General features: G+C 53.9%; 12 protein-coding genes. All 12 read left to right on the top strand.

Annotated elements, in window-relative coordinates:
• The first annotated feature begins 11 nt into the window (after window positions 1-11).
• The 12 genes from rnc (at window position 12) to BN3772_RS13540 (ending at window position 16,054) form a co-directional block, all read left to right on the top strand.
• Window positions 12-716 carry a ribonuclease III gene (gene rnc / locus BN3772_RS13485; RefSeq protein ID WP_042176408.1) on the top strand — a complete coding sequence of 235 codons (705 nt, stop codon included), beginning with the start codon at window positions 12-14 and terminating at the stop codon, window positions 714-716.
• Window positions 717-946: 230 nt separating this feature from the next.
• The gene (gene smc, locus BN3772_RS13490) at window positions 947-4,516 is read left to right on the top strand and encodes a chromosome segregation protein SMC (RefSeq protein WP_042199989.1); all 3,570 of its coding nucleotides are present in this window, start codon (window positions 947-949) and stop codon (window positions 4,514-4,516) included.
• Window positions 4,517-4,593: 77 nt separating this feature from the next.
• On the top strand, window positions 4,594-5,598 hold the full coding sequence (gene ftsY / locus BN3772_RS13495) for a signal recognition particle-docking protein FtsY (RefSeq protein WP_042199990.1): 1,005 nt from the start codon (window positions 4,594-4,596) through the stop codon (window positions 5,596-5,598).
• A 517-nt stretch (window positions 5,599-6,115) separates the two neighbouring features.
• Window positions 6,116-7,579, top strand: a complete 1,464-nt coding sequence (locus tag BN3772_RS13500) for a circularly permuted type 2 ATP-grasp protein (protein WP_042199991.1) — start codon at window positions 6,116-6,118, stop codon at window positions 7,577-7,579.
• A 71-nt stretch (window positions 7,580-7,650) separates the two neighbouring features.
• Entirely contained in the window at window positions 7,651-8,604 is a 954-nt protein-coding gene (locus BN3772_RS13505) for an alpha-E domain-containing protein (RefSeq protein WP_042176416.1), read from the top strand.
• Window positions 8,601-9,467 carry a transglutaminase family protein gene (locus BN3772_RS13510; protein WP_042199992.1) on the top strand — a complete coding sequence of 289 codons (867 nt, stop codon included), beginning with the start codon at window positions 8,601-8,603 and terminating at the stop codon, window positions 9,465-9,467. The genes BN3772_RS13505 and BN3772_RS13510 overlap by 4 nt, the downstream gene beginning before the upstream one ends.
• Before the next feature lie 587 nt (window positions 9,468-10,054).
• Window positions 10,055-10,864, top strand: a complete 810-nt coding sequence (locus BN3772_RS13515) for an SDR family oxidoreductase (RefSeq protein ID WP_042199994.1) — start codon at window positions 10,055-10,057, stop codon at window positions 10,862-10,864.
• 166 nt (window positions 10,865-11,030) lie between these two features.
• Complete coding sequence (locus BN3772_RS13520; RefSeq protein ID WP_042200037.1) at window positions 11,031-11,375, top strand: DUF1801 domain-containing protein; 345 nt, start codon at window positions 11,031-11,033, stop codon at window positions 11,373-11,375.
• 23 nt (window positions 11,376-11,398) lie between these two features.
• Complete coding sequence (locus BN3772_RS13525; RefSeq protein WP_042199996.1) at window positions 11,399-11,791, top strand: DnaJ family domain-containing protein; 393 nt, start codon at window positions 11,399-11,401, stop codon at window positions 11,789-11,791.
• Between the two features lie 25 nt (window positions 11,792-11,816).
• Complete coding sequence (locus BN3772_RS13530; RefSeq protein WP_042199997.1) at window positions 11,817-12,647, top strand: class I SAM-dependent methyltransferase; 831 nt, start codon at window positions 11,817-11,819, stop codon at window positions 12,645-12,647.
• A gap of 77 nt (window positions 12,648-12,724) precedes the next feature.
• Window positions 12,725-15,220 carry an ATP-dependent helicase HrpB gene (hrpB, locus tag BN3772_RS13535; protein WP_042199998.1) on the top strand — a complete coding sequence of 832 codons (2,496 nt, stop codon included), beginning with the start codon at window positions 12,725-12,727 and terminating at the stop codon, window positions 15,218-15,220.
• Window positions 15,221-15,403: 183 nt separating this feature from the next.
• On the top strand, window positions 15,404-16,054 hold the full coding sequence (locus BN3772_RS13540; protein WP_086074566.1) for a general stress protein: 651 nt from the start codon (window positions 15,404-15,406) through the stop codon (window positions 16,052-16,054).
• The last annotated feature ends 255 nt before the right edge of the window (window positions 16,055-16,309 follow it).

A 16,309-nucleotide genomic window follows, 5' to 3' on the forward strand; every position in this document is an offset into this window, starting at 1 on the left:
AGAACAGTGCAGTGAAAGGAGACCTGAAGCAGTTACAGAGCCAACTTCAAATCCAATTTCACGATCCTGTACTTCTGAAGCAGGCCTTTACCCATGCATCTTATGTGAACGAACACCGGTTCAACCAGCATCAGGATAATGAGCGTCTGGAATTTCTGGGCGATGCTGTGCTGGAGCTGACGGTTTCTGAATATTTGTACAACCTGCTGCCCGACAGGCCGGAAGGTGAGCTGACCAAGCTGAGAGCAGCAATCGTATGTGAGCCTTCACTGGTCAAGTTTGCCGAAAGTCTCGGCTTCGGGCGGTTTGTATTGCTGGGCAAAGGGGAAGAGCTTACGGGCGGGCGAACCCGCCCGGCCTTGCTGGCTGATGTGTTTGAATCCTTCGTGGGAGCGCTCTATCTTGATCAGGGGCTGGAGACTGTACGCCGCTTTCTGGATAATCACGTATTTCCGCTGGTGGAGACAGACGGCAAGCTGCAAATGCAGATGAGCGATTTCAAGACTGAGCTTCAGGAGCTGATCCAGCACCACGGATTAGGTACGCTGGAATACCGGATTATTGAAGAGCGGGGACCGGCGCATGAGCGTGAATTTGTGTCTGAGGTCTACATGTCCAGCCAATCACTTGGCAGAGGTAACGGCCGTTCCAAGAAGGAAGCGGAACAGCAGGCTGCAGCAGCAGCACTTTTGCGGCTGAAGGAAGATGGCGCTTGAATACAGCAATTGCAATTGTAAATGTACAAGCTGAGGCTACCCGAGGCAATTAGCGGAGGAGAGCAGCAATGGTCTGAATGCCGGCGTTAAGGCGGAGGTCAGACTTTTGCTGCTCTTTTTCGTCTCAGGGTCCCCGCAAAGTACCTGATTCAGCATCGATGGAGAGAGCCACTTTGTGGGGTTATTTCGAGAACGCTATGTTATAATAGTTCAGAGGTGATAGGCGAGTTATGTTTTTGAAACGGATTGAATTGGCTGGCTTTAAATCTTTTGCCGACAAAACAGAAATGGAATTCGTGCGCGGCATTACGGCTGTAGTAGGGCCGAATGGCAGCGGCAAAAGTAATATTTCTGACGGTATCCGCTGGGTGCTTGGTGAACAGAGCGCCAAGTCGCTGCGCGGCGGCAAGATGGAGGATATTATCTTCGCGGGCAGTGATGCGCGGAAAGCAGTGAACTATGGCGAGGTTTCGCTTACTCTGGATAATGAGGATCATGTGCTGCCGCTGGATTTCAGTGAAGTAACTGTAACCCGGAGGGTACACCGCAGCGGAGACAGTGAATATCTGATCAACAAGCAATCCTGCCGGCTGAAGGACATCACAGAGCTGTTCATGGATACCGGTATCGGCCGTGAGGCTTATTCCATTATCGGGCAGGGTCGGATTGAGGAAATTTTAAGCACCCGTTCCGAGGACCGGCGGGGGATATTTGAAGAAGCATCCGGTATTGTTAAATATAAATCGCGCAAAAAGGAAGCCGGACGCAAGCTGGACGATACGGAGCAGAATCTGCTGCGCATTCACGATCTGCTCAGCGAGCTGGAGGATCAGATCGGTCCGCTGAAGGAGCAGTCTGAGAAGGCGATCCGGTATAAAGAGCTGCGTGAGCAGCTGAAGCAGCTGGAAATTTCGGTCTACGTTCATCAGATCGAAGGGATTCATACCGCATGGAAGGAAGGCAATGCACGTCTTGAGGTACTGGGCAAGGAACAGCTGGAGCTATCGACCGTTGTATCCGCCCATGATGCCAAGCTTGAAAGCGGACGTGCTGAGCTGCGCTCACTGGAAGAGCTGGTAGAGAAGCTGCAGGAGCAGCTGCTCCGCTACAGTGAGGCGTATGAGAAGAATGAGGGCTATGGTGAAGTCCTGAAGGAACGAAAAAAAAACCTTGAAGCCAACCGGGAGCAGCTGATGGCTAATCTTGGGTCTGTTGGTGAACGCTCTGCAGACCGGCAGCGGGAGCTGGCTGAGCTGGAGCTGAAGCTGGAGAAGGCCCGTCAGGCGCTTGAGGACTTACGCAGTCAGCTTTCCGCTGAAGAGACCCGGCTGGAGGGCGTTGCCGTCGGTATCAGCCAGAGCAAGGAAGAGCAGCTGAAGAGTGCTTTGCTTGAGCTGATGAATCTGATGGCCCAGGCCAGGAATGAGATCCGTTATGCGGACCAGCAGAAGGAAAGTCTGGAGCGGCGGATGAGCCGCAGCGCTGAAGAAAGCGGCAAATGGACTGCCCGGCTGGAGGAGCTGTCCGTTTCACAGAAGACGCTTAAGGACCGGATTACCGCACTCGGCAAGGAGATCGGGAATCTGCGGAATAGCTATATTACCGAGAGTGAGCAGACCAACAAACGGCATAAGCTGATTGAAGAGACGCAGTCAGGACTTCGTAAATGGGAGCAGAAGCGCGAAGCGCAGGTGTCCAGGCATGAGACGATGAAGGAGATGCAGGATGACTTCGACGGCTTTATGCTCGGAGTCAAGGAAGTGCTGAAGGGGGCCCGTAAAGGACAGCTGAATGGTGTGCACGGTGCGGTCGCTGAGCTGATTTCTGTGCCGGAGCGCCTGGAAATGGCCGTGGAAACAGCGCTTGGCGCTTCGCTTCAGCACGTCGTTATGGACAATGAAGCAGTCTCCCGTCAGGCGATAGCCTTTCTGAAGCAGCGCCAATTAGGCCGGGCGACTTTTCTGCCGCTGGATGTTATCCGTCCGCGCCAGATAACCGGAAGTGACCGCAGCATGGTAGAGGGTGCTGAAGGATTTGTCGGTATCGGCTCTGAGCTGGTGGGATTTGAAGACAAATACAGCAGCATTATAGGCAGTCTGCTGGGTAATGTGGTCATTGCGGAGAATCTGGAGCAGGCTAACAAGATTGCCGCCAGATGCCAGTACCGCTACAGGGTTGTAACGCTTGAAGGCGATGTTGTGAACGCCGGGGGTTCAATGACCGGGGGGAGCCAGCACAAAAAAAATAACAGTCTGCTGAGCCGCAAGCGGCAGCTGGACCAGCTGTTCAGCGGGATTGAAGAAAGTGAGCGCCAGATCGCCAAGCTGAAGCAGGGCATCGGCCGGCTCAGGGATGAGCAGGAGAATGCCTCGCGTAAGCTGGAGCAGCTGCGTCACGACGGTGACGAGAAACGGCTGGAAGAGCAGCGCGTAGCCGGCGACCTGAAACAGCTGGAGCAGGAGCTGCGCCATGTGCAGGAGCAGGTAGAAGGTGCCGGTGCAGAGCGCAGCGGCTTCGAGGCAGAGGTCAAGGGACTGGAGGAAAGCCGGGTACAGGCGGTAACTGAGCTTGCCCGCCTGGAGCAGGAGGAAAAGGCTGCCCATGAAGCGATCCGAAATGCCGAGTCTGAGCGTAAAGCGAGCGAATCCGCCAAGGAAGAGCTTCAGGGCAAGCTGACCGGTATGAAGGTGTCAGAAGGCAAGCTGGACCAGGAGATTTTCTCACTGGAGGAGCAGCTGCGCCGGATGCGCCAGGATGCCGGATCCCAGGATAAAGAGCTGAAGCAGAGCCGCAGCCTCCTTATGACGATTGAGCAGGATCTGGAAGAGAATGTCCGTGAAGCGGTGAAGCAGCAGGAGAACCTGAACAGCTACCGGCTGAAGCGGGACGAAAGTGCGGCAGCGCTTGATCTTGCCCGTGCAGACCGTGCAGTCCTGACCCGCAAGCTGGAGCTGGCTGAAGGCGAGACCAAAGATCAGCGGCAGGCGCTCCGCGCTGTGGAGGACAAGCTCCGCACGACCGAGGTGTCGGTCGGCCGGCTTGATGTGGAGCTGGACAACATACTGCGCAAGCTGAGTGAGGATTATGAGCTGAGTTATGAGCTGGCTAAGCAGCGTTACCCGGTTCCTGAGGATGTTCCGGCAGCCCAGATGGAAGTACAGCGGCTGAAGCGCAGTATTTCTGCCCTCGGAGAAGTCAGTCTGGGAGCCATTGAGGAATATCAGCGTGTGCATGAGCGTTATACCTTCCTCAGCAGCCAGAAGGATGATCTGGTAGAGGCTAAGACAACGCTGTATCATGTGATACATGAGATGGAAGAGGAAATGTCCAAACGCTTCAAACAGACCTTTGATGCCATCCGCCGGGAATTCGGAACGGTGTTCTCGAAGCTGTTCGGCGGCGGCCGGGCCGATCTGCAGCTGCTGAACCCGGAGAATATGCTGGAGACCGGCATTGATATCGTAGCCCAGCCGCCCGGCAAAAAGCTGCAGAACCTGCAGCTCCTCTCCGGCGGTGAGCGCGCGCTGACGGCGATGGCTCTCCTGTTTGCCATTTTGCAGGTTAAGCCGGTTCCGTTCTGCGTGCTCGATGAGGTCGAGGCGGCGCTGGATGAAGCCAACGTCGTCCGCTTCGCCCAGTACCTGCGTGAGTTCTCGGAGCAGACCCAGTTCATCGTCGTAACCCACCGCAAGGGCACAATGGAGGAAGCAGATGTGCTCTACGGCGTCACGATGGAGGAGGGCGGCGTATCCAAGCTCGTCTCCGTGAAGCTGGAGGATGAAGAAGCGATTATTGCATAGTAAATTGACAACAACAAAGGGAAAAGTGACGGCTGGAAATTCTGTCAAGGCTAATCCCGTAATTGAGGGGGACCATAATGAGCTTTTTTAAGAAACTGAAGGACAGTATTTCCGGCAAAACAGAAAGTGTAACAAAAAGCTTCCGCGACGGGCTGGAGAAAACACGTAAGGGCTTCGTCGAGAAGGTCTCTGACCTGATCATCCGCCGTAAAAAGATTGATGAGGAGTTCTATGAAGAGCTCGAAGAGATTCTGATCGGTGCGGATGTAGGTGTTAACACGGTAATGACACTTGTAGAAGAGCTGCGTGCAGAGGTTAAGCAAAAGCGGATTGAGGATGCAGCGGAGCTGCAGCCGATCCTCTCACGTAAGCTGATGGAGCTGCTGCGCGGTGATGATGACAACAGCCTTAATGAAAATCCGGACGGCATCACCGTGATCCTGTTTGTCGGCGTTAACGGTGTCGGCAAAACAACAACGATCGGCAAGCTGGCCCACCGTTACAAGCAAGAGGGCAAGAAGGTTCTCCTGGCAGCAGGCGATACATTCCGCGCCGGAGCCATTGAGCAGCTTGAGGTGTGGGGCCAGCGTGCCGGAGTGGACGTAATCAAGCAGCAGGCGGGATCAGATCCGGCGGCGGTTATGTTCGATGCCGTGCAGGCTGCCAAGCAGCGGAATGTCGATGTGCTGATCTGTGATACGGCCGGCCGTCTGCAGAACAAATCGAACCTGATGGAAGAGCTGAACAAGATTTTCCGGGTTATCCAGCGTGAGATTCCAAGTGCTCCGCACGAAGTACTGATGGTGCTTGATGCGACAACCGGACAGAATGCGCTCAGCCAGGCCAAGCTGTTTGGTGAAAAAAGCGGAGTCACCGGTCTGGTGCTGACCAAGCTGGACGGCACAGCTAAGGGCGGTATCGTTGTGGCCATCCGCCAGGAAATGAACCTGCCGGTGAAGCTGGTCGGGCTTGGCGAGAAGATGGACGATCTGCAGGCCTTTGACTCCACCCAGTTTGTACATGCCTTGTTTGCCGGCTTGATCAGTGAGGAAGAGGCTGACCCGGACAAAGAGAACGAATAACAAATCTAAGAGAATCTGCTTCACTCTGATAAGATCCGTTTACCGGCAATGGCTGGTGGGCGGGTCTTTTTTGAAATATAATCTATATGTTTTGCGCTATCCATAATCTTTATATTTCTCGCAGGAACGGTTACCGCCTTCTCTGAAGGACGGCATAGCCGTTTCTATTTGTATGAAGAGCAGCAGTCATTGTAACGGTACTTTCACATCGCACCATATACATAATAATTTCAACATATGAAAAATTCAAAATAGTACTGCTTGTCAGCCCTCCCGCATACAATTCATTGTATCCTCAGCATTACAGCACCCGGAAAATACGCTCAGGAGAAAGGAAGCGATTCCAAGGATGCGAAATGGTTCATAAACTCCATTTTGCTGTTATATATATTGACATCAAGATTATCATTTACGTATTATGAAAGTAGAATTAAAGTTTTTCGTGATTAAATCTATAAATTTAAATTAGTTTGTAAACAAACATAACACATTTGAACATCCGAAAGGAGTCGGGCTCATGTCCAAATTAGATCCTTTGCCCGGTATCTCTCCGTATCCGCTGGAGCATTTTTACGACGAAATGTATGCCGATGAACGGAGTATCCGGCCTCATTACAAGCATGTGAGCCGCATGTTTAACGGGATGAGCCCCGAAGAGCTGCAAGCTAAGCAGAAATTGATGCAGCGGCGGATGATGGAAGAAGGAATAACATTTACACTGTACAACCCGGCGCAGGATCAGCCGATGGAACGGACGATTCCCTTCGACATGATCCCCCGGATTATCCCCAAGGGTGAATGGGAGCGGCTTGAGGCAGGAATCATTCAGCGGATTACAGCACTTAATCTATTTATTCACGACATTTATCATGAGCAATACATTGTCAAGGATGGAATTGTACCGCGGCGGATGATTATCAGCAACGTGTATTTCCGTCCCGAAATGGCGGGCCTCAGAGTACCCGGAGGGGCTTATGTGACGACCTCTGGCATCGATCTGATCCGCCATCATGACGGCGAGTATTATGTGCTTGAGGATAATCTGCGCACGCCGTCGGGGTTTTCTTACCTTTTTAAAGGCAGATCACTAATGAACCAGTTATTTCCTGAACTTGCCTTCGCCAGCTCCATCCGGGATGTGGATCACAGCCTTAACCGGTTTCTGTCAGTGCTGCGGAGCCTGTCTCCGTCCAGAACCAAAGATCCGGTAATTGCCCTGCTGACGCCGGGTGAATATAATTCAGCTTACTACGAGCATGCTTTTCTGGCCCAGCAGATGGGCATTCATCTGGTTGAAGGGCGCGACCTGGTAGCCCAGGATCACAAGATTTATTTAAAGGAAATGAACAGCCTGCGCAAAGTAGATGTGCTCTACCGCCGCCTGGACGATGATTATATCGATCCGCTGGCGTTTCAGCCGAATTCGCTGCTGGGCGTGGCCGGACTTATGAATGCATACCGGGCAGGCAATATCGCAATCGCCAACGCTCCGGGCACAGGGGTCGCAGATGATAAGGCCATGTACGTCTATGTTCCGGATTTGATCCGCTATTATCTGAACGAGGAGCCGATACTGGGCAATGTACCGACGTACTTGCTCTCACGGCCGCAGGAGCGCCAATATGTGCTGGATAACCTGTCTGAAATGGTGGTCAAAGAGACATCACTCTCCGGCGGGTACGGTATGCTGATCGGCAGTGAAGCGACGAGGGATGAGCTGATAGATTTCCGGCTGAAGATTCTGGCTGACCCCGCCCGCTATATTGCCCAGCCGATCATGTCGCTGTCACGGGCGCCAGTCTTATCCGGTGCATCCATGGTGCCGCGCCATATCGATTTGCGGGCATTTGTACTGATGGGTGCAGACCGCAAGCCTCATGTCATCCCCGGCGGCCTGACTCGGGTGGCGATGAAGGAGAATTCACTGGTCGTGAACTCTTCCCAGGGAGGCGGAGTGAAGGATACCTGGGTTATGGCCTGATGCCGGCCGCTTAAGCCGGATAGGAGGAACAAAGTGCAGCATCAAAATGTGGAAGCGGAGGAGTGGTGACGATGCTGAATCGCAACGCGGAAGCTTTGTTTTGGATTGGACGGTATATTGAACGGGCGGAGAATCATGCGCGGCTGATCGATGTCCATTATCATATTCAGCAGGAAGAGGATTTTCAGTCGGAGGGCCATAAGTGGTCCAGGCTAATTGATGCGTTAGGAGTCAGAAATGAGTATCTCAAGCAGTTTGACAGCTTTTGTGAGCAGGATGTGCTGTCTTTTATAACCCTTGACTTAGGCAATGCCAATTCCTTATTCTCCTGTGTGCATCAGGCGCGGAATAATCTGCGTACCTTGCGTCAGCATCTGCCGAGCGAGCTGTGGGATATTGTCAACGGCTTTAATCTCTGGCTCGGTGAGCAGTCAGTAGCAGATATTATGAGCGGCCCGCATCAATTCTATCAGCAGATTAAAGAGCGTGCGGCCATGTTCCTCGGTGCAGAACAGTCCGTGATGCTGCGCGGCAACGAATGGCATTTTATAGAAAGCGGACGGTTTCTGGAGCGTGCCGAGAACACGACGCGGATTCTGCAGGCTGTTACCGTATCATGCAAATCCAAGGAGAACAGCACCATCTATACCCAGCTGCAGGCTGTGCTGAAATCTGTGAGCGGCTATCAGTCGTTCAGACGCTATTATGCGGATGATATGACGCCGGAGTGCATCCTGGAATTTCTGATTGTGAATGCGCGCTTCCCGCGTTCGGTTCGCTTCTCCTTCCATAAGCTGGAGGAGCATCTGGCCAGGCTGGAGCTGGATTCCTCCGAGAAGGGCTCAGGACATGAGAAGGTTATCCGTCAGGCCGGCAAGATTAAGGCTGAACTGGATTATATGGAAAAAGAAGAGATGGCCGGTGATCACGTCGATGATGTTCTGGATTCCCTGATGATTTCCTGCCAGCGTCTAGGAAAGACGATGGAAGGCGCCTTTTTTCGCCGCGAAGGAGCCTATGTATGAAGATACAGATCAACCACACGACAACCTATTCCTATCCCGAGCCGGTTACGGACAGTGTCAATGAAATCAGGCTGACTCCGCGCACGAACTACCGGCAGTCCTGCTATCATCACGAGGTGGAGGTTACTCCGGCTGCCAATCTGCTGACCTATGAGGATTTTTTCGGCAACCGGGTGCACGCCTATTCGGTGAACAAGCCGCATACAGAGATGGTGATTCATACTAAGGCGACCGTAGTGACGCTGGATAAAGCGCAGGGCGCGGACCTTCCGCATATCCCGCTCGAAGATCAGGTTAAGCTGCTGAATGATGAAAAATTCCAGAACCGCTACATTGAATTCGTTCTGCCGACCCGTTACACGGAGGTTACACCGGAGCTGGTGGAGTTCGCGTCGCTGCATCCTTTTGAGGAAGCCGATGATATGTATGCGTGGACAAAAAAGTTGTCTTCTACCATCTACGAACAGTTCACCTATGATCCCGAAGCGACGAGTGTGAATACTACGGTCAAAAAAGCGCTCAAGCTTAAGCGCGGCGTCTGCCAGGACTATGCACATCTGATGATTGCCGTCTGCCGGAGTGTCGGGTTACCTTCGCGTTACGTCAGCGGATACCATTTTGTCGGTGATCTCCAGGGCGGAAATGCCGATTTCGAACAGGCCTCCCATGCCTGGGTCGAAACACATATCCCCGGAACGGGCTGGCTCGGCTTTGATCCGACTAATAATGCGGAAGTGAACTGGCGGTACATCAAGCTGGGCCACGGCCGGGATTATAAGGATATTGTTCCGGTCAAAGGCGTATACCGCGGCGGAGCCGGGACGCTCAGCGTCAAGGTGGATGTCCGTAAGCTGGATAATTGAGCGGAAGAGGATGGTCATCATTTATAGAAGGACTTAATAGTAAGAAGGTAATGTGCAGAGAGAAGGATAGTGCTGGCGAGTTAATGTACCAAAATAAAGCTGCTGTGGAGTGTATTTAGATAGACTGAAGATTGACTGAAGAGAAACTGAAGAGTAACCATAGAGTTATTGCAGAGAAACTATAAAGCTGTGCTAGAGCTATGCAGAGTTCTGTTGTAATGACACTAGATGCTGCTATAGAGCTGTAAGGTTAATATACAGCCACTATAGCTACATAAATTTGCTAACCTTGTAAAGGCCTCACGTTGTGGGGTCTTTATGGATTTTTAGGAGGTCAAGCTACGCAACTTTTAATACGCCAAAGTCGGCGGAATGGACGAAATGAAGGGCACAAATGCCTTTGATTACGCCAAAGCCGGCAGAAGGGATGATATGATGGAGGCAATGAGCCGGCTTTTAGTGCCTTCCTTAGTAAAGTTGCACAAATCTTGCACATATATTTGCACAAGGTGATTATAATCGAGGGGCATTTGGGTAATCTTGAAACAGAGTCACGAATATGGATGATGTGGAAGGAGAGTGTACATATGAGCCCCAATATAGCGAAAAAACAACGGTTTATCGGTAAAACGGCGATTATAACAGGTGCGGGCTCGGGGATCGGCCGGGCAGCGGCGATCCAGATGGCGCGGGAAGGCGCCAATGTAGCTCTTTTTGACCTGGTTAATGAACGCACCTCGGTGCTGGAGCAGAAGCTGAACAAGCTGCGCAAGGATTGCGCACTGGCTATTGATGTCGATACCTCTGATGCTGAACGGATGGAGGAGGCGGTGCGCAGAACGATTGAGCATTTTGGAAGCCTCGATATTGTGTTTGCCAATGCGGGCATCAACGGTGTAGTCGGGCCGATTGAAGAGCTGAGCCTCAGTGATTGGGAGCATACGATCAATGTCAATCTGACGGGGACGTTCCTGACACTCAAATACACCATTCCACATCTTAAGGCAAAAGGAAAAGGCAGCATCATTATCACCAGCTCGATTAACGGTAATACCCGGTTTACGAGCTTTGGCTGGTCGCCATACAGCACGACCAAAGCAGGACAGGTCGCTTTTGCCAAAATGGCTGCGCTGGAGCTTGCTAAGTTCAAAATCCGCGTAAACGTAATCTGTCCGGGGGCTATCTCGACGAATATTGACGAGTCCACAGAGTTTAATGAGGATGTAGAAGAGATTGTTATCCCGATCGAGTTCCCGGAAGGAGCCCAGCCGCTGGCAGACGGACCGGGTAAGCCTGAGAATGTTGCTGATCTGGTGTCGTTCCTTGCTTCCGATGATTCGATTCATATTACCGGGGCGCAAATTGTAATTGACGGTGCAGAGTCGCTGTTAAGCTAACACTGAATCATTGTCCGGTTAAATGTAAAAGGATTTACCGCAGCCTTACTCCTGTATTGGTAACCGGGGGTAAGGCTGTTTGCAGTGTACGGGGTTGTAAAGTATGCAGGTTATGGTAGAATCTGTGCATATACAGCAGCATATTTTAGCAGAAAAAGGTGATTGTGTGAATCAGGAAGTTACAGATTTTATCAACAGTGTCAAGCAGCCGTGGCAAATTGAGATCTGCAATGCACTGCGCCAGATGATTCATGACTCGGTTCCGGATGTGCAGGAGCGGATACAGTACGGCAAGCCCCATTTTCTCAAAAACGGCAAATATGCCGCGGTTATCACTACTGCGAAGGGCTGGGTGACCTTTACGATTTTTAATGCGGACGGACTTGAGGTGCCTGAGGGAGTATTTGAGCCCGGCAAGCCGGAGCGGATTACAGCAAAGCTGCTGGAAGGAAAGGCTGTGCGGTACGATTTGTTCGCAGACCTGCTGAAGCAGGCTTCTGCCGGATTATAAGGTTAATGGAAGGGGAAGAGACAATGCTGGCATGGCTCGCAGAGCAACGGATTCAGGAAGCAATGAGAAACGGTGAGTTTGCAGATCTTCCCGGACACGGCAAGCCGCTGGAGCTGGAGGACTTGTCCGGTGTACCGGAGGAGCTGCGGATGTCGTTCAAGATCATGAAGAATGCCGGGGTTGTGCCGGAAGAGCTGACCCTGCGTGCGGAATGCATCACCTTGGAAGAATTGCTTGCAGCCTGCCTGAGCAGCGGGACTTCCGATTCTGCCGGGCGGAAGTCACTTGAGTCCCGGTTAACTTTAAAAAGAATGCGGCTGGAGCAGCTTTTACGGGAACGGGGAATCGGGGGCAGCAGTGCCTTTACTCAGTACGGCGATGAAATCCGCCGGCGGCTGGCGGACCAAGAGAAATAAGGATACATCATACGGAGGTAAGCTAATGTTAGAGCGAAAATCTACGTACAGCATCGGAAATGTGCCTGCAGGCTTTCAAACAGAGGTTGAGCGCTTAAAGGCTCAGGCTGTTATGGGTTGGGACAAGGAGTTCCGCAACCTGCAGTGGTATGGCTTACGCAACGGAATGCGTGTGCTTGAAGCGGGGAGCGGCCCGGGGTTTATTACCGAACAACTGGTCAACAGTCTGCCTGATTGCCAGATTACTGCACTGGAATATGATAAAGCCTTATTGGATGAAGCAGAGCGGCGGATTGCTGCTCCTCCTTCATCAAGGCTGGAATTTGTGCACGGCTCGGTCTATGAGACCGGGCTGGCGGATAATACATATGATTTTGTAATAGCGAGGCTGCTGTTTCTTCATCTGCATAACCCGTCAGATGCGGCAAAAGAGATCTACAGAGTGCTCAAGCCGGGCGGAAAGCTCGTTATTATTGATATAGATGACGGGATATTTGGAGCGGTCAATCCGGACAGTGCAGTTCTGCCTTCCGTAATCCGCAAGCTGGCAGCCCATCAGGCGGCCAAAGGCGGTAACCGCTATGTCGGAAGGACGCTGCCGCGGCTGCTGACGGAGTCCGGCTACTGTGATGTGGATATGGATGCCGTCGTTCAGCACAGCGATCTGCACGGCATTGAAGGCTTCCGGCAGCAGTTTAACCTAAACAGATACACCCCCTTCTATAAAAAGGGAATAATCAGCGAGGAAGAATACGGGCAGATCAGCCGGGTATCCGAGGCGCTTAACAGCTCTCCGGAAGCCTATGCAATGATGACATTTCTGATGGCCTGCGGCCGCAAGCCCGGAGAAATTTGAACATGCCGCTTGAAATAATGCGTTGTATCGTCCAAGATAAAGTGAACTATAAACAGTAACAGTAATGGAGAACAACAATGAGACAGCTTCCGATTATGCAGGTGCTTCCTGACCTGACAAGAATACTCCGCAGCAGCACAGCCGCAGTGCTGATTGCCGAGCCCGGTGCCGGAAAGACGACGGGAACGCCGCCGGCTTTTCTGGACGAGCCGTGGATGACAGGTAAAACGATACTGATGCTGGAGCCGAGACGGCTGGCCGCCCGCTCAGCAGCTGTCTATATGGCGGCTTGCCTGGGTGAACAGGTGGGACAGACGGTCGGCTACCGGATGAGAATGGACAGCAAGGTAAGCAGGCAGACACGGATTACTGTGGTCACCGAAGGTGTTCTGACACGGATGCTGCAGAGTGACCCGTCGCTCGGTGACGTCGGGCTGGTGATTTTTGACGAGTTCCATGAGCGGAGCCTGCATGCTGATCTGGGCCTGGCCCTGGCGCTTGAGGCGCAGTCTGTGCTGCGGGATGATCTGCGTATCCTGATTATGTCTGCAACGCTGGATGCGGAGCGGGTATCTGCGCTGCTTGGCGGAGCGGCGGTAGTGAATTGTCCGGGGCGGACATATCCGGTTGAGACCATCTATGCCCCCTCTGCTAATAATACTATGCTTGAACAGTCCGCTGCCCAGGCTGTCCGCCGCGCGCTGGCGGAGCAGCCGGGAGATTGCCTGGTATTTCTCCCGGGAGAACGGGAGATCCGCCGGACGCAGCGCGAGCTGGAAGGCGGCAGCCTGCCGGCTGACACCGTGATCCGGCCGCTGTACGGCCAGCTCCCGCAGGCGATGCAGGATGCTGCGGTAGCTGCTGCAGTACCGGGCCAGCGCAAGGTTGTACTGGCCACCTCAATTGCCGAGACCAGCCTGACGATCGAAGGGGTACGTACCGTGATCGATACGGGCCTACGGCGCACGCAGGTGTTCTCGCCGCGGACCGGCATGCCGCGGCTCACAACCGTGCCTGTATCCAAGGCATCCGCCGACCAGCGGCGCGGCCGGGCAGGCCGGACGGCACCGGGGGTCTGCTACAGGCTCTGGAGCAGCGAAGAGCATGCCCGGCTTCCGGACGACAATGTGCCGGAAATGCTGGAAGCCGACCTGGCGCAGCTATCCCTGGAGCTGGCGCTATGGGGCGTGCGCGAGCCCGCCGCGCTGCCCTGGCTGGACCCGCCGCCCGCTGCGCCCTACGCGCAGGGAACGGCGCTGCTGCGCCAGCTCGGTGCGCTTGACGCCGGCGGCGCCATAACGCCGCACGGCCGCAGCATGGCCGCGCTTGGCGCACACCCGCGCGCCGCGCATATGCTGCTGCGCGCGGCTCTGCTTGGCGAAGCGCCGCTGGCCTGCCGGCTGGCGGCGCTGCTGCAGGAGCGGGACCTGTTCAAGGGTCCCGCGGATCAGGGCAGCGACATCACGCTCCGCGTGGAGGCGCTGCTTGCATTTGAGCGCTCCGGCAGCAGCGGGAGCGCAGACCCGGCGGTCTTGCGCGCGGTGCAGCGCGAGAGCCGTAGTCTCCTGGCGCAGCTGCAGCTGGCGCCGGGGGCAGGGCCGGAAGACAGCAGCGCCACCGGCCTGCTGCTGTCTTTTGCCTACCCCGACCGGGTAGGGCAAAAACGCGGCGACGGCGCGTTTCTGCTGTCCGGAGGCCGGGGGGCGGCCATGCGCGAGGGGCAGCCGCTGGCCCGCTCGCCTTACATCGTTGCCGCCGGCGTGGATGACCGTGCCGGCCAGGGCAGGATTCTGCTGGCGGCGGAGCTCGCTGAAGCAGAGCTGCTGCAGCACCATGCAGACAGCCTCACCGAGGAGAGGGCAGTCTTCTGGGACAAAGAAAGCGGAAGCGTCAAAGCCTCCCGCCGGACGATGCTCGGCGCACTGGTCCTGAAGGAAACAACGCATGAACGGCCTTCCTCTGAGGAGATTGAGGACGTGCTGCTGTCCGTTATTGCTTCGGAAGGGCTGGAACTCCTGCCCTGGGACAAAGGTACAATTCAGCTCCGGCAGCGGATGGCCTTCATGCAGGCAGTCCGTAGTGACTGGCCTGATGTATCAGATGCGGCTTTGCTTGGAGCAATGGACAGCTGGCTTCGCCCTTATCTGCAGGGAATACGCAATCTGCGGGAGCTGCAGCGTCTGCCGCTGGCCAGGGCGCTGGAAGGAATGCTGGACTGGAACAGTCGTCAGACGCTGGACCGGGAAGCGCCGACACATCTTACAGTGCCCAGCGGGTCGCGCGTATCGCTTGACTACGGTAACTCAGGAGCCCCTGTTCTTGCGGTGAGGCTGCAGGAAATGTTCGGGCAGGCGGATACACCGCGGATCGGAATGGGGAAGGTTCCTGTACTGCTGCATCTGCTGTCTCCGGCCAGAAGGCCAATGCAAGTGACCGCCGATTTGGGCAGCTTCTGGCGGAGTACCTATTTCGAGGTCAAGAAGGATCTTAAAGGACGTTATCCGAAGCATTATTGGCCGGATGATCCGCTGCAGGCAGTACCTACCAGCCGTACACGTCCAAACCATAAATAATCGGTGTAAACAGCCGCCAGCCTGCTAATGCCCGACAATTGAATATGGCTGGAATCTTGCAGCGGCTTCCCGATTGTATGAATAATACCTGCCCTACGGATAATCTGAGAGCCCGGCTGCTGTTTGACAAAACGTTATTGGGGTAATAATACTGCGAACGACAATTACTAAGGAGGGCTTCAAGTGACTACCAAAAAAATCGTAGGAATCTTTGATACGGAACAAGAAGCAACCAGAGCAATTGAAGATCTGCAGAACCGGGGAATCAGCAATGACGAGATCTCCATTATTACCAGAGACCGTGATGAATTAAAGAGCATTTCTGAAGATACAGGAACAATGGCGCCGGAAGGTGTAGCAACCGGGGCGGCGACAGGCGGTGTAGTCGGCGGGGTAGCCGGACTGCTTGCCGGAATAGGAGCTCTGGCTATACCGGGCATCGGACCGATCCTGGCTGCAGGACCAATCGTGGCAACGCTGACTGGTGCAGCTATCGGTGCAGGTGCAGGCGGACTGGTCGGCGGTCTGATCGGCCTTGGCATTCCGGAGGAAGAGGCCCGTGAATATGAGGGTTATGTCGACAACGGCAAAATTCTCGTCCTGGTCGATGACAACGGCAGAGGGAATTCCATTCACGATGTCTTCCGCGGCAACCATTCTTTGAATGCCAGCCGTTACGGCACCCTCGATACAGCCGGCGGCAGCCTGGCAGACAGGGGACCCACCAATCCTAACCTTACTCTTGAAGACACTACAGTAGGGAACGCTAGAGGCAACAGAGGTTCACTGAACGCCGACCGCGATCCGGATCTTTATAACCGTGACCGGATGTAAATAACATCATGACATGCAGAATACGGCAATCCGATTCTGCAGTATTAATACCGGCAAATATCAAGACTGCAATTCCGGCTGGAAGGCCGGAATTGCAGTTTTTTTGTTGTATAGGAAATTATACAATGCAAACAAAGGTGGATAACTCCGATGAAAAATAAAGGAGGGGTGGACGTGAAGAATCAGGAGACATGGAAGAAACGACCTGATACCAACCCCCACTTTGTATTCGTTATTTCGCATACAATGTGCCAT

This window comes from Paenibacillus camerounensis, from assembly GCF_000723885.1.
Lineage (GTDB): Bacteria > Bacillota > Bacilli > Paenibacillales > Paenibacillaceae > Paenibacillus_AQ > Paenibacillus_AQ camerounensis.